This is a genomic window from Parasphingorhabdus marina DSM 22363, assembly GCF_900128895.1.
Classification (GTDB): Bacteria; Pseudomonadota; Alphaproteobacteria; order Sphingomonadales; family Sphingomonadaceae; genus Parasphingorhabdus; species Parasphingorhabdus marina.
The window spans coordinates 267,720-280,110 of record NZ_FSQW01000002.1; the positions used below are offsets into that span (position 1 = coordinate 267,720).

General features: G+C 57.3%; 13 protein-coding genes. 6 read left to right on the forward strand and 7 right to left on the reverse strand.

Annotated elements, in window-relative coordinates:
- Window positions 1-25: 25 nt before the first annotated feature.
- Both astD and BUQ90_RS10875 read right to left on the reverse strand, forming a co-directional pair.
- A complete protein-coding gene (gene astD / locus BUQ90_RS10870) occupies window positions 26-1,459 on the reverse strand; it encodes a succinylglutamate-semialdehyde dehydrogenase (protein WP_074205245.1) in 1,434 nt (477 codons plus the stop codon).
- A gap of 132 nt (window positions 1,460-1,591) precedes the next feature.
- Complete coding sequence (locus tag BUQ90_RS10875) at window positions 1,592-2,992, reverse strand: protein adenylyltransferase SelO family protein (RefSeq protein WP_074205246.1); 1,401 nt, start codon at window positions 2,990-2,992, stop codon at window positions 1,592-1,594.
- A gap of 63 nt (window positions 2,993-3,055) precedes the next feature.
- On the opposite strand from BUQ90_RS10875, the gene BUQ90_RS10880 reads away from it, so the two are divergent.
- Together BUQ90_RS10880 and BUQ90_RS10885 are read left to right on the forward strand one after the other, a co-directional pair.
- A complete protein-coding gene (locus tag BUQ90_RS10880; RefSeq protein WP_074205247.1) occupies window positions 3,056-3,934 on the forward strand; it encodes an alpha/beta fold hydrolase in 879 nt (292 codons plus the stop codon).
- Window positions 3,935-3,966: 32 nt separating this feature from the next.
- Window positions 3,967-5,112, forward strand: a complete 1,146-nt coding sequence (locus tag BUQ90_RS10885) for a glycosyltransferase family 4 protein (protein WP_074205248.1) — start codon at window positions 3,967-3,969, stop codon at window positions 5,110-5,112.
- A gap of 96 nt (window positions 5,113-5,208) precedes the next feature.
- Here the strand turns inward: BUQ90_RS10885 and BUQ90_RS10890 are convergent, their stop codons facing one another.
- Genes BUQ90_RS10890 through fabA form a run of 3 tightly spaced genes read right to left on the reverse strand, consistent with a single transcriptional unit; the run spans window position 5,209 to window position 7,791 of the window.
- The gene (locus BUQ90_RS10890) at window positions 5,209-5,997 is read right to left on the reverse strand and encodes an enoyl-ACP reductase FabI (RefSeq protein ID WP_074205249.1); all 789 of its coding nucleotides are present in this window, start codon (window positions 5,995-5,997) and stop codon (window positions 5,209-5,211) included.
- 45 nt (window positions 5,998-6,042) lie between these two features.
- Window positions 6,043-7,272, reverse strand: coding sequence for a beta-ketoacyl-ACP synthase II (locus BUQ90_RS10895; RefSeq protein ID WP_074205250.1), 1,230 nt, complete (start codon window positions 7,270-7,272; stop codon window positions 6,043-6,045).
- 9 nt (window positions 7,273-7,281) lie between these two features.
- Window positions 7,282-7,791: a bifunctional 3-hydroxydecanoyl-ACP dehydratase/trans-2-decenoyl-ACP isomerase gene (fabA, locus tag BUQ90_RS10900; protein ID WP_074205251.1), complete on the reverse strand. Its 510-nt coding sequence runs from the start codon at window positions 7,789-7,791 to the stop codon at window positions 7,282-7,284.
- Window positions 7,792-8,116: 325 nt separating this feature from the next.
- On the opposite strand from fabA, the gene BUQ90_RS10905 reads away from it, so the two are divergent.
- From BUQ90_RS10905 to BUQ90_RS10915, 3 genes are all read left to right on the forward strand, one after another.
- Complete coding sequence (locus BUQ90_RS10905) at window positions 8,117-8,446, forward strand: PilZ domain-containing protein (protein ID WP_074205252.1); 330 nt, start codon at window positions 8,117-8,119, stop codon at window positions 8,444-8,446.
- 87 nt (window positions 8,447-8,533) lie between these two features.
- Window positions 8,534-8,989: a GNAT family N-acetyltransferase gene (locus tag BUQ90_RS10910; protein WP_074205253.1), complete on the forward strand. Its 456-nt coding sequence runs from the start codon at window positions 8,534-8,536 to the stop codon at window positions 8,987-8,989.
- 17 nt (window positions 8,990-9,006) lie between these two features.
- Window positions 9,007-9,366, forward strand: a complete 360-nt coding sequence (locus BUQ90_RS10915; protein WP_074205254.1) for a hypothetical protein — start codon at window positions 9,007-9,009, stop codon at window positions 9,364-9,366.
- A 20-nt stretch (window positions 9,367-9,386) separates the two neighbouring features.
- Here BUQ90_RS10915 and BUQ90_RS10920 read toward each other — a convergent pair whose 3' ends face one another.
- Together BUQ90_RS10920 and BUQ90_RS10925 are read right to left on the reverse strand one after the other, a co-directional pair.
- Window positions 9,387-10,700 carry an ammonium transporter gene (locus BUQ90_RS10920; RefSeq protein ID WP_420812016.1) on the reverse strand — a complete coding sequence of 438 codons (1,314 nt, stop codon included), beginning with the start codon at window positions 10,698-10,700 and terminating at the stop codon, window positions 9,387-9,389.
- 112 nt (window positions 10,701-10,812) lie between these two features.
- Complete coding sequence (locus BUQ90_RS10925) at window positions 10,813-11,811, reverse strand: 2-hydroxyacid dehydrogenase (protein ID WP_074205255.1); 999 nt, start codon at window positions 11,809-11,811, stop codon at window positions 10,813-10,815.
- 111 nt (window positions 11,812-11,922) lie between these two features.
- On the opposite strand from BUQ90_RS10925, the gene BUQ90_RS10930 reads away from it, so the two are divergent.
- Window positions 11,923-12,390: an SH3 domain-containing protein gene (locus BUQ90_RS10930; protein WP_074205256.1), complete on the forward strand. Its 468-nt coding sequence runs from the start codon at window positions 11,923-11,925 to the stop codon at window positions 12,388-12,390.
- Window position 12,391 lies beyond the last annotated feature (1 nt).

The window sequence follows — 12,391 nt, forward strand, 5'->3', positions numbered from 1 at the left end:
TAAGTTAAACTATTACCGATGCGGGTTATTTCGCTTCGACGGCTGTGTGGTCTTCGTCCTTGAGCCCGATTCCGATCGATGCCCTGGTTTGATCAGCTTCCATGGAAACAACCGGAAATGCGCAGTAATCGGCTGCATAAAAGGCACTGGGCCGGTGATTGCCAGACAGACCGACGCCACCGAATGGGGCTTCGGAAGAGGCGCCCACCGTCATCTTGTTCCAGTTGACGATACCGGCTCGGCTCATCGACCAGAACTGGCTGTATTGCTGGGCTGACCCGCCGATCAGCGCGGCAGACAGGCCGTAGCGCGTGTTATTTGCCTCGGTAATGGCCATGTCAAAGTCCGGGACGCGTATGACCTGCAAAATCGGGCCGAACAGCTCAATGTCCGGACGCTCCTCCAGATCCGTCACGTCGATAATGCCGGGAGTCAGAAACGGCCGGTCGGGTACGGGCCTTGCCATGTGCTTGATCGGGCGCCCGCCCGCACTCATCAGTGCAAGGAAACTCTCGGTCAGTCCGTCGGCGACGTCATTGTCGATGACCGGTCCCATGAAGGGGGCAGGCTTGCTGAACGGTTCGTCGATGATCAGCCGGTCGGCGATACGCTTCACTTCCTTGACCACCCGGTCATAAAGCTCGTCCTTCACGATCAGACGGCTCGCTGCCGAGCATCGTTGACCGGCGGTGAGAAAGGCGGATTGCACAACCAGCACGGCAGCGCTGTGGATGTCGTCGGTGTCCCATACGACGATGGGATTATTCCCGCCCATTTCCAGCGCCAGAATCTTGTCGGGCTGTTCGGCAAACTGTCGGTTCAATGCAATACCCGTCTGGGCAGATCCGGTAAAGAGGACCCCGTTGATGTTCGGATTTGCCGTCAGATTCTTGCCCACCGAAGGTCCGCCCTGCAGGATGTTGACTACCCCGTCGGGGAGGCCGGATTTGGTAAATGCCTCAACCAGAAAAGCCCCGGTAGCCGGTGTTTTCTCGGATGGCTTGAACACCACGCAATTTCCCGCAATCAACGCCGGCACAATATGACCATTGGGCAGGTGAGCCGGGAAATTATAAGGCCCCAATACCGCCAGCACGCCATGTGGCTTGTGACGCAAGGCCGTCCGCATGCCTTGTTGCGCCGAGAGCTGGCGTTGCGGGGTGCGTTCCGCATAGGCATTGACCGAAATATCCACCTTCTTGATGACGGCTTCCACTTCGGTGCGCGCTTCCCAGACCGGTTTTCCGGTTTCCCGGGCGATCAGATCGGCGAGCTCGTCAGATTGCCCCCTCAGACGATTGGCATAGCGCCGCACCGCCTCAATGCGTTTGGTCAATGGCAGCGCTGCCCAGGCGGGCCAGGCCTCACGCGCTTTTGCAACCGTGTCATCGGCATTGCCTTCCGGCCCACTCCATAATTTGGCGCCTGTGGCCGGTTCATAGGAAATTAGATCAGTCAATCTCGGGGGAACCTGTGCTGTTCTGAGTTGCAGATATCCCTATACTATCTCGGCATTTGTTCAACATTTGTGTGTCGCACATTGATCTGGCAGCGACCTGGAGATTGTCTTCCGGAATTCCTGGCCAGATGGTTATCGGGCCCGCAAGGCCGCGCCCATGTTGCGTATTGCCGCGACTTTGCGGTTCAATGGTCCCCAGTCATCATCTTGCGCAATGGCGTCCCAGATTGCCTCCACTTCTTCGATATGCATCGAGCAGGGTTCGGCATCGGTCCAGTAACTGCCCGTTGTCGGCCTGATGCGCTCCTGACTTGCGATGAGCTCCCGGAATTCGGCGAATGGTTCATCGGAATAGGCCTCGTGGGCGGGTATATCATCCTGTCCCCAGTCCCGGAAAAACTGGTCTATGGTCACCGATTTGGCGGACAGGGCATTTTCCATCGCCACCACAAGTGGTTTGTCATTGTCAAAGCCCCGGCTCTCCAGCCCCAATCTCCAGAAGACATGCTGTGTGAAGGCTTCTCCATAGGCCCTGGGAAAACGTTCAAGGATAGCCACCAGCGGATCGCTGTCGCAAATGAGGCGCAAAGCACTGGCGAGTTGCGCGAGATTCCAGTGCAGCGCTTCAGGTTGCCTCGCGAAACAATAGAGGCCTTCATGATCAAAATAGGCCGCCGTAAATCCGGGTTCCCAGCGCGGCATGAACCGCCAGGGGCCATAATCAAAGCTCTCACCAGTGATGTTGATATTGTCCGTGTTCAGAACCCCGTGGACAAATCCGGACGTCATGTAGCCCGCAACCAGCCGGGCGGCGCTCGCTGCCGCATGGCCAAACAATTCTTCTGCCGGTTTGTCCGTTTTGACGCCGCCGTAAAATTGCGTGAGGCAATAGGCAACGAGATCGTGCATCAGTTCTTCATTTCGCTCGAATGCGATGCGCTGGAACGTGCCATAGCGAATATGGCTGTGACTGAGCCGGGTCATCACGGCAGACCGGGTGGGTGAGGGTTCGTCGCTGCGCCACAATTCCTCCCCGGTTTCGACCAATGAAAAGGTTTTTGATGTATCGACACCCAGCGCTTCCAGCATCTCGGTCGCCAGGATTTCCCGCACGCCGCCCTTCAGCGTCAGCCGGCCGTCACCTGTCCGGCTCCAGGGAGTGGTACCCGATCCCTTGGTGCCGAGGTCCATCAACCGACCCTCGGCATCTCTGAGCTGCGCAAACAGGAAGCCGCGTCCATCGCCAATTTCAGGATTATAGTTGCGGAACTGGTGTCCATGGTAGCGCAATGCCAGCGGTGGATCGAGATTTTCGGGCAGTGACCGGAATTTTCCGAAATGGTCAATCCACTGGTCCCGGGTCAGCGTTTCAAGACCCACGGACTTGTCCCACCGATCATTGCGGAAACGCAGTTTAGGGTCTGGAAAACTGGCCGCCTGAACCGGATCACCGATCTTGCTGCCAAGGGAAGTGATCCGGACGTCGGCCTGATACGGAGCATTGACCGGTTCGGCTTGTGGTTTGTGTGGCATTGGTTATCTGTGCAGGTTAAAGGCCTGGACAGCAAGCCAATTGGGGGAGGGGTTTCGATAGATATGGTCGGAGAGAAAAACTTTGAGGACAGATATTGGGAGTCCGAAGACGGGTTGAAACTGCATTACCGCGATTATCCCGGCGATCACGGCAAATTGCCCATAGTCTGTATACCGGGCCTGACCCGCAATGCTCGCGATTTCGCCAACTTGCCGGCCCTGCTGCAACAGAAACCCGGACATCGGCCGCGCCGGACAATCATGGTGGATCTGCGCGGCCGCGGTGAGAGCGAATATGCCAAGGACAGCTCCACCTACAATGCGAAGACCTATATGGCGGACATAATCCGGCTTCTGGACGAACAGGATATCAACAGCGCCGTGTTCTTCGGGACATCACTTGGCGGCATTGTCACCATGCTGCTTGCCCGCAAGCACGGGGACCGGGTTGGCGGAGCATTGCTGAACGATATTGGCCCCGAACTGGACTCCGCCGGATTACAGAGGATTGGTGACTATGTCGGGCAGGGGCGCAGCTTTGAGACCTGGGCCCATGCCGGCCGCGATCTCGCCGCGACCAGCGGGGACATCTTCCCGGATTTTGATCTGCAGGACTGGATTGATTTCGCCAAAAAAGTTTACCGGATGAACAGCTCGGGCCGGATCAAGCTCGACTATGACATGAAGATTTCCGAACCTTTCAATTCCCAGGGAGACGGAAGCAAGGCGCTGTGGGATGCGGTAGAAACAATGAAAAGCATCCCCACGCTGATTGTTCGGGGGGAATTGTCTGACCTGTTCTCCGAAGGAACCGCCAGCAGGATGTTGGGCATTCTCAATCAGGGCGAAATGGCGACTGTTCCAAGAACCGGCCACGCCCCCACTCTCGAGGAACCAGCGGCTCTTGACGCCATCGCCGCCATGCTCCAACGCATCGATTGAATTTTGATCGTCTTCTATCTGCTGAACTACTTATGAAACCCGCAAAAATCCTGCATTTGCACAGCACATTTGACCTTGGCGGTAAAGAAGCGCGTGCCGTCCGCCTGATGAACCATTTCGGCAAGCAGGCCGAACATGTCATCTTGTCCGCAGAGCCGGAAAATCTGAGCGCCCGGGATCAGATTGACAAGTCGGTCAAGGTTACCTTTCCCAAAGATGCCCCGCCGCTCACCGGAAAGCCAGCGCTTGGACGGTATCGGGATCTGGTCAGCTATTTCCGGAACTTCGACCTGATCCTCTCCTATAACTGGGGAGCGATGGACGGAGTGATGGCGCGTACGCTGTTCGCGCGGGTCGAAGGTCTGCCACCACTGATCCATCATGAGGACGGGTTTAACGAAAGCGAGCAGAAAAAGCTCAACTGGAAACGCAACTGGTTCCGCAAATTCGCCCTTGGCGGCAGTCAAGCTGTTGTCGTGCCGTCCGGGAGCCTTCAGCATATTGCGCGAGATATCTGGAAGCAGCCCGAACAGAAGATCCAGCGGATCCCGAATGGCATCGACGTGGCGCGGTTTCAGAAAAAGCCGCAACGCGGGGCGCTTCCGGGTTTCCGCAAGGGAAAGAACGAGATTGTCGTCGGAACGCTGGCTGGCCTGCGCGCGATCAAGAATCTGCCCAAACTGGTCCGTGCCTGTGCAGCGGCAGGCGACAATATTCGGCTCGTCATAGTCGGGGAGGGACCGGAGAAAGATCGCATTCTGGAAGAGGCAAGGCGATGCAATTTGGAAGATCGTCTGTTGATGCCCGGATTTCTGGCAGATCCAGCGCGATATGTGGGGCTGTTTGATGTTTTTGCGCTGTCTTCCGACAGCGAACAATTTCCGATTTCCCTGATCGAAGCCATGGCGGCCGGCTGCCCGGTGGTCGCAACCGATGTCGGGGACATCCGGACGATGGTATCCCAGGCCAATCAGGGATTCATCAAGCCGGTCAACGAGGAATCTGAATTTGTGGAAGCGCTGACCACGCTGGTCCAGCACGAACAGCTTCGGGTGGATACGGGGGAGCAGAACCGCATGAAAGCACAGGCGGAATATAATGAAACCAAGATGTTGGCGCGGTATGCATTGCTTTACGGGCACGCATTGGGCCTCAAGCAGTTTGGGCCGAAAATCTGACCTGGTCCTCTTGTTCGGGGTGAACCGTTCAGTTTGCAGGCCCCAACCACTTTGCCGAATCAGCGCGGCCCGCAACGACGCGCGATTTCCGAATGCTCAAAGATTATCATATTGAGGCATGCCCAGGACATGGAACCCGCCATCCACGTGGATGATCTCGCCGGTGGTGCAGGCCCCGGCATCACCGCAAAGATACACAGCTGTCCCGCCGACCGCCTCCAGTGTGGCATTGCTGCGCAGCGGCGCATTGGTATCCGTATGCTTGTAGGTCTTGCGCACCCCTCCAATGGCGCTTGCGGCCAGCGTTTTCATTGGACCGGGGCTGATGGCGTTGACGCGGATCCCTTCGGGACCGAGATCATCGGCCAGATAGCGCACCGCCGATTCCAGAGCTGCCTTGGCGACACCCATGACATTGTAATTCGGTGTCACGCGGGTGGAGCCCATGTAGCTCAGTGTCAATATCGTACCCCCATGCTCCAGCATCATGGGATGCGCGCGGCGCGCCACTTCGATGAGGCTGTAGGCGGATATGTCCATACAGTTTTTGAAATTCTCGCGTGAAGTGTCGAGAATCCGGCCTGTCAATTCGGATTTGTCGGAATAGGCGATGGCGTGAATCAGAAAATCCAGTCTGTCCCACCGTGCCTGGAGCGCCGTAAAGGCAGCATCCAGCGATGTGTCGTCGGTAACATCCACTTCGACCATGAAATCCGAACCGATACTCCGGGCCAAGGGTTCCAGCCTCTTGCCAAAAGCCTCTCCCTGGTAGGTAAATGCCAGTTCGGCGCCTTGTTCGGCGCAGGCTTTGGCAATCCCCCAGGCGATTGACCGTTCATTGGCAACGCCCATGACGAGACCGCGTTTTCCTTCAAGCACGCCCATGTTCAGTCCACTTCATCTGCCCGCACGCAGAGGCGCGCGGTTATGTCATTCGCGAAATTTGGACAACAACATTGAACCATTGGTGCCGCCAAATCCAAAGCTGTTGGTCATAATCGTATCAAGCCCCGCATCCTCGACAATCTCCGTGGCGATCTCTTCCGGCTTCAGTGCTGGATCGAGATTCTCCACATTGATTGAAGGAATGATGAAATCATGTTCCAAAGCCAGCAAGCAATAGATCGCTTCCTGCGCGCCAGTAGCGCCCTGGCTGTGACCGGTCATGGACTTGGTTGAACTGACCGGAGGAGTTGTGCCTTCACCAAATACCCGGCGTACGGCTTCGATCTCGCCAACATCGCCCACCGGCGTCGACGTGCCGTGGGCATTGATATAGCTGACTTGGCGTTCTTCGCCGAGTGTCCTCAGCGCCCCGCGCATGGCGCGCTCGCCACCCTCGCCAGAAGGCGCAACCATGTCAGCGCCATCAGAAGTAGCCCCGAAACCGGTGACTTCGGCGTAGATCCTGGCGCCTCGCGCCTGTGCATGTTCGAGGCTTTCCAGTACGACAATGGCACCGCCACCGCCAATCACAAATCCGTCACGGTCGGCATCAAACGCCCGCGAAGCCCGCTCCGGTGTGTCGTTATATTTACTCGACATCGCCCCCATAGCGTCAAACAGGCAGGATAATGTCCAGTCCAGTTCTTCGCCGCCGCCGCCAAACATTATATCCTGCTGACCAAGTGCGATCTGCTGCGCCGCCATACCGATGCAGTGCAGCGAGGTCGAGCAAGCCGAAGTGATGGAAAAGTTCATGCCCTTGATCTGATAGGCCGTGGCCAGGTTGGCGCTCACGGTGGAAGACATCGTCTTGGGTACGGCAAAGGGCCCGATGCGCTTGGTGCCACCAGTCTTGAGAACCGTCTGATGCGCCGCCAGCATGGCCGAGGTCGAGGGGCCACCGGATCCGGCGATGACACCGGTCATTGGATTGACCACGTCCTTTTCCTCCAACCCGGCATCAGCAATGGCTTGACCCATGGCAATATGGGCATAGGCAGCGCCCGGACCCATGAAGCGCAGGGTTCGTTTGTCGACATGCTCTTTGACATCAAGATCAACCGCCCCCGCGATTTGAGAGCGAAAGCCATGTTCGGCCATGGCTTCATTGAATGAAATGCCAGATTTACCCGCTTTCAATGCGGTGAGTACTTCCGATGCATTATTGCCAATTGAGGAAACGATCCCCACCCCTGTAACGACGACGCGACGCATGATTCCTCCTCAAGCCTCTGACAAGGCAACTTTCATATCTTTGACCTGATAGATGACCTCACCATCGGCCTCAACACGGCCATCGGCGACCCCCATTGTCAATCGCCGAGTTTGCACGGCTTTGGTGAAATCCACATAATAGGAAAGCATCTTGCGGTCGGGCCGCACCATGCCGGTAAGTTTGACCTCACCAACACCCAGCGCATAGCCGCGTCCCTGCCAGCCGCGCCAGCCGAGATTGAACCCTGTAAGCTGCCACAATCCGTCAAGGCCGAGGCAGCCGGGCATGATGGGATTGCCCGGGAAGTGGCAGTCGAAGAACCAGAGTTCGGGCGTTATGTCGAACTCTGCAACAACATGACCCTTTCCATGGGAGCCGCCGTCACCGGAGATATCAGTAATTCGGTCCATCATCAGCATCGGCGGTTCTGGTAATTGCGCATTGCCGGGACCGAACAACTCTCCCCGAGCGCATTTCAACAGCTCATCACGATCAAAGCTGGTTGGAAAATCTGTCATCCCCGTTGGTACTCCCTGCCTTTAGTCACTTAGTCGACGCACCGTCTAGCACCCCGGATTGACAAGGGAAAGAGCGCATGGACTTCCGGTCGCACCAGTTGGAAATCACTCGCAAAGTACCTCGATTGCGTTGAACGGCAAGCGATACATCAGACCATATATCAGAAGCTTACATATCTTTTCGGCCCATTGAGCAAAGCGTCTTCGGAAATGATGGGAAAGTGCTTGCTGACCAGCAATGGATTTTTTTGCGGCCGTTAACTTCTCGGTACCCATTTTGCTTTATCTCTTTTGAGGGGCGCGAAACGGGATGTTGGGGCACGCAATGGCGTTGAAATCCACGCGATACAGAAAGGTTGAACCGGCTGCGTTAAATCGCAGATCTGTCGCGCGTCAACGCGTCAAGGTCAGCCGCGCATCCTTTCGCCGCTCCAGCAACCGCGATATCAAGGCCGATCTGGTCGATATCTCCGTTTACGGATGTCGCCTCGAGGCCGATGCGGTATTCCAGGAAGGCGAGGAAATCTCTCTGGACGTTGCCTCCGCCGATCCTGTCACCGCAGTGGTGGTTTGGCACAAGGTCAAACAGGCAGGCTGTCGATTCAAGGAAGCACTGGATCCCGAGATATTGCGCCGCCTGACTCTGGCAGGATGATTGCGGCGGCCCGGCATCCGGGTTGCAGAAACCAGAAAATCACCTAAGCTTTTTTGATGTTGTTGAACATCACGATGAGGCAGATCCGTGCAAGTTGAGGTAGATGATCTTTCCGGCGATGCCGTGCGGGCATTGCTGGCGGCGCATCTGGATGGAATGCGGGCCAGTTCTCCGCCGGACAGCGTCCATGCGCTCGACCTTTCGGCATTACAAACCGCAGATATGACGGTCTGGACTTGCCGGGATCAGGGTGAAGTGCTGGGTGTGGGTGCGCTCAAGCAGCTTTCCGAAGACCATGGCGAAATCAAATCGATGCGAACCGACTCGCGCCACCTGCGCAAAGGCGTAGGCCTGTCAATTCTCGAGCAGATAATTGCCGAGGCCCGGAGCAGGGGGTATCGCCGGTTAAGTCTGGAAACCGGTTCCGGAGAAGAATTTGAACCCGCCCTGCAAATGTATCGCAAGCGGGGTTTCCGGAACGGACCGGCATTCGCAGACTATCGGGCGACGGACTTTAATCAGTTTCTGCATATGGACTTGTAACGACAGGGGATCATCAAATGGCCGAGCGGATATCCTGGCTGGTTCTCGGTGTGCTGATCCATTTGCCGCCCTTCCTCGCGTTTCTTCGTCCTTCGCTGCTGACCAGTCTTTACGACGTGGGGCGAGATGATCCTGGCTTTGCGCTGCTCCATCACCGCGCCGCGCTGTTCGGACTGGTTGTCCTGGCTTGTGTCTGGGCGACCTTTGATCCCGGTGTCCGGAAACTTGCTGTTCTGCTCACCGCCTTGTCGATGGCAAGCTTCCTGATCATCTATCTTGCCTACGGGCAGCCGTTATCACTGCAAACCATCGCCCTTGTCGATGCCGCCGGATTGCCATTTCTGGCCTATGTTGGCTGGAAAGCCTTTACGTCCTGACAACCCTGTGCCCGCAGAATCTAGTCGAGATCCCAGGCGCGTTCCCCGTGGCTCGCAATATCCAGGCCATCCCGCTCGTCATCCTCGCTGACGCGCATGGGAATGATGAAGGATATGCCGAAACCGATAATGAATGTTGCGATGGCAGACCAAAGGGCGACCGTTCCCACCCCGATCAGCTGTGCGACAAACTGGCCGCCAAAATCCATGCCTTCGGAATAGCCAACACCACCGAAGCCATCGGCTATAAACAGCGCAAGCAACAAACTGCCCAGGATCCCGCCGACGCCGTGGACGGCGAAAACATCCAGGCTGTCGTCGATCTGGAAGCCGTTCTTGACCAGGCTGACGGCAAAGAAACAGACCAGACCTGCTGCAGCGCCGATAATGATGGAAGCTCCGGGACCGACGAACCCGGCAGCGGGCGTGATGGTTGCCAGTCCGGCAATGGCGCCGGTGGCGATGCCTACTGCGGTGGATTTGCCGACCTTGATGCGTTCGATGACGATCCACATCAGGGCAGCGACCGAAGCGGCGACATGGGTATTGATGATCGCGGCCGAAGCATCGTCGGTTGCGGCCAGCGCGGAACCGCCATTGAAGCCGAACCAGCCTACCCAGAGCAGACCAGCGCCAGCAACTGTGAGAGCGGGACTATGGGGGAGCATAAGCGTTTTCGGCCAGCCGATCCGTTTGCCAAGCATGATGGCGACGACAAGCGCCGAGACGCCAGCGGTGGTATGCACCACAATTCCGCCGGCAAAATCCAGCACACCCAGCCCGCTGAGCCAGCCACCGCCCCAGACCCAATGGGTCACGGGTGCATAGACCACGAGCAGCCACAAAGCAGAAAACGCCACAACCCAGCCAAAGCGGGCACGTTCGACCCAGGCGCCAACCATCAGGGCAGGGGTGATCACGGCAAATGTCATCTGGAACATGGCAAAAGCAGATTCCGGAATGTTCAGACCTTCGCGAACATTGCCCAGTTCGAGCAACATCCAGTTAAGGCCACCGCCCAGAATGCCGTTGGACACCGGGCCGAAAGCCAATGTGTAACCGACAATAACCCATAGGACAGAACATATACCGGCAATCGCCATGCACTGGATCAGTACCGACAGGAAGTTTTTGGAACGGACCAGACCGCCATAAAACAGCGACAAGCCGGGCAATGTCATAAGGAGTACGAGGGCAGTGGCTGTCAGGATCCATGCGGTATCGCCTGTGTCTCCGGCAGCCGCCGCAGGATCGACAACATCCTGTGCCATTAAAGGCGCAGCCGCCGCGAACGTGGCAAACAGCGCCGTGAAGATCTTGCTCGTAAATTTCATGAGAACCCCTGAGACCATAATTGTATTGCGTCCGACCATGCCGTCGAATCATTATCGAACGCAGGTCTAGTCGAGAGCGGGGATGGACTCAACAGCCAAGCGGCTGCGTCAGCTATATCCAGCCTTCCAGCACCTGGTCAGGCGGCCGGTGACCATCTGCCCAGACCCGGATATTGGCAATCACGCGGTTGCCGGAAGCTTCGCGTCCCTCGAAGGTCGCGCTTCCCATATGCGGGAGCAGCACGACATTTTTCAGATCAAGCAGGCGCTTGTCGACTGCGGGTTCACGGGTATAGACATCCAGCCCGGCACCGCTGATGGTCTCGTTCTCCAGCGCGTCAATAAGAGCATCCTCGTCGATCAGATCGCCACGCGCGGTGTTGATCAGATAGGTGGAGCTTTTCATCTTCGCGATGCGCTCGGCGTTGATCATCCGGAAGGTCTCGTCCGTCCGGGGACAATGTAGCGAGATGATGTCACAATCAGACAGCAGGTCATCAAGACTTTCGACATAATTGGCGTTGAGCGACTCCTCCACTGCCGGAGGAAGCTGTCTACGGTTGTGGTAGAAGATCGACATGCCAAAGCCCGATGCGCGGCGGGCAACGGCCTGACCGATGCGCCCCATCCCGATGATCCCAAGTTTCTTGCCGCCAATGCAATGGCCCAGCATGCCCGAAGGTTTCCAGCCTTCCCACTGACCGGAACGCATCAGTTTCTCGCCTTCTGCAAGACGGCGAGGGACCGAGAGAATGAGCGCCATCGTCATGTCCGCCGTGTCTTCGGTGAACACACCTGGCGTATTGGTCACCATGATCTTCCGTTCCCGTGCTGCTGCGAGATCAATGTGATCGACGCCGGCACCGAAGCTGGCGATCAGCTTCAATCGATCCGGGGCTCCCGCAATCATCTCAGCGTCGATCCGATCGGTAACAGTCGGCACCAGCACATCGCAATCCGCCATCGCGGCAACCAGGTCATCACGCGAAAATTCGCGATCAGTCAGATTGGGCACAACGTCGAACAGCTCTGCCATCCGGTCATGAACGGCATCGGCCAGTTCACGGGTGATGATGACACGGGGTTTCGCTGGGCGGGCAGAGTCGGGCATAGGCGTTTTGCTATGCCTGAATTTTACATCAGGTCAAGCAGGCGGCGCTTGAAGGCAACGCGGTTTTCGGTTTAGGAACGAGCGGCTGGGGAAAAGGTGCAACGATCAGTTATGCGTAAGATTGTCTTTTTGGCTTCCATCGCGACCGCCGCGCTGGCGAGCCCGGCTGCGGCACAGCAGCAACCACCATATTGGGCCTCGATCGATGAACCCGAGGCGCGGATGCGCACCGGCCCAAGCACGGAATATCCGACCATGTGGATTTATCGTCGGGAACGCCTGCCGCTCAAAATACTCGCGCGGTATAAGGCGTGGCGCAAAGTCGAGGATCATGATGGCGCGCAGGGCTGGATGCATGCCCGGCTCCTGACTGCATCCCGAACCGGCCTGATTATCGGAGAGGAACCCCGTGCACTCAGAGCAAAGCCGGAAGCAGGTGCCCGGATCATCTGGCGCGTGGAACCCGGCGTGGTCGGCCGGATATCGCAATGCGAAAACGGCTGGTGCCTGTTCGATGTGAGAGGCCGCCGCGGCTATGTCTCTTATGACGACATGTGGGGCGACGAGCCGCTCAAATAGC

Coding starts and splice junctions, on each gene's coding strand:
- BUQ90_RS10890 (WP_074205249.1), bottom strand. CDS start 5,997: ATGGGCGTGCTTGAAGGAAAACGCGGTCTCGTCATGGGCGTTGCCAAT.
- BUQ90_RS10875 (WP_074205246.1), bottom strand. CDS start 2,992: ATGCCACACAAACCACAAGCCGAACCGGTCAATGCTCCGTATCAGGCC.
- BUQ90_RS10885 (WP_074205248.1), top strand. CDS start 3,967: ATGAAACCCGCAAAAATCCTGCATTTGCACAGCACATTTGACCTTGGC.
- BUQ90_RS10905 (WP_074205252.1), top strand. CDS start 8,117: ATGGCGTTGAAATCCACGCGATACAGAAAGGTTGAACCGGCTGCGTTA.
- BUQ90_RS10895 (WP_074205250.1), bottom strand. CDS start 7,272: ATGCGTCGCGTCGTCGTTACAGGGGTGGGGATCGTTTCCTCAATTGGC.
- BUQ90_RS10880 (WP_074205247.1), top strand. CDS start 3,056: ATGGTCGGAGAGAAAAACTTTGAGGACAGATATTGGGAGTCCGAAGAC.
- BUQ90_RS10930 (WP_074205256.1), top strand. CDS start 11,923: ATGCGTAAGATTGTCTTTTTGGCTTCCATCGCGACCGCCGCGCTGGCG.
- BUQ90_RS10925 (WP_074205255.1), bottom strand. CDS start 11,811: ATGCCCGACTCTGCCCGCCCAGCGAAACCCCGTGTCATCATCACCCGT.
- fabA (WP_074205251.1), bottom strand. CDS start 7,791: ATGACAGATTTTCCAACCAGCTTTGATCGTGATGAGCTGTTGAAATGC.
- BUQ90_RS10920 (WP_420812016.1), bottom strand. CDS start 10,700: ATGAAATTTACGAGCAAGATCTTCACGGCGCTGTTTGCCACGTTCGCG.
- BUQ90_RS10915 (WP_074205254.1), top strand. CDS start 9,007: ATGGCCGAGCGGATATCCTGGCTGGTTCTCGGTGTGCTGATCCATTTG.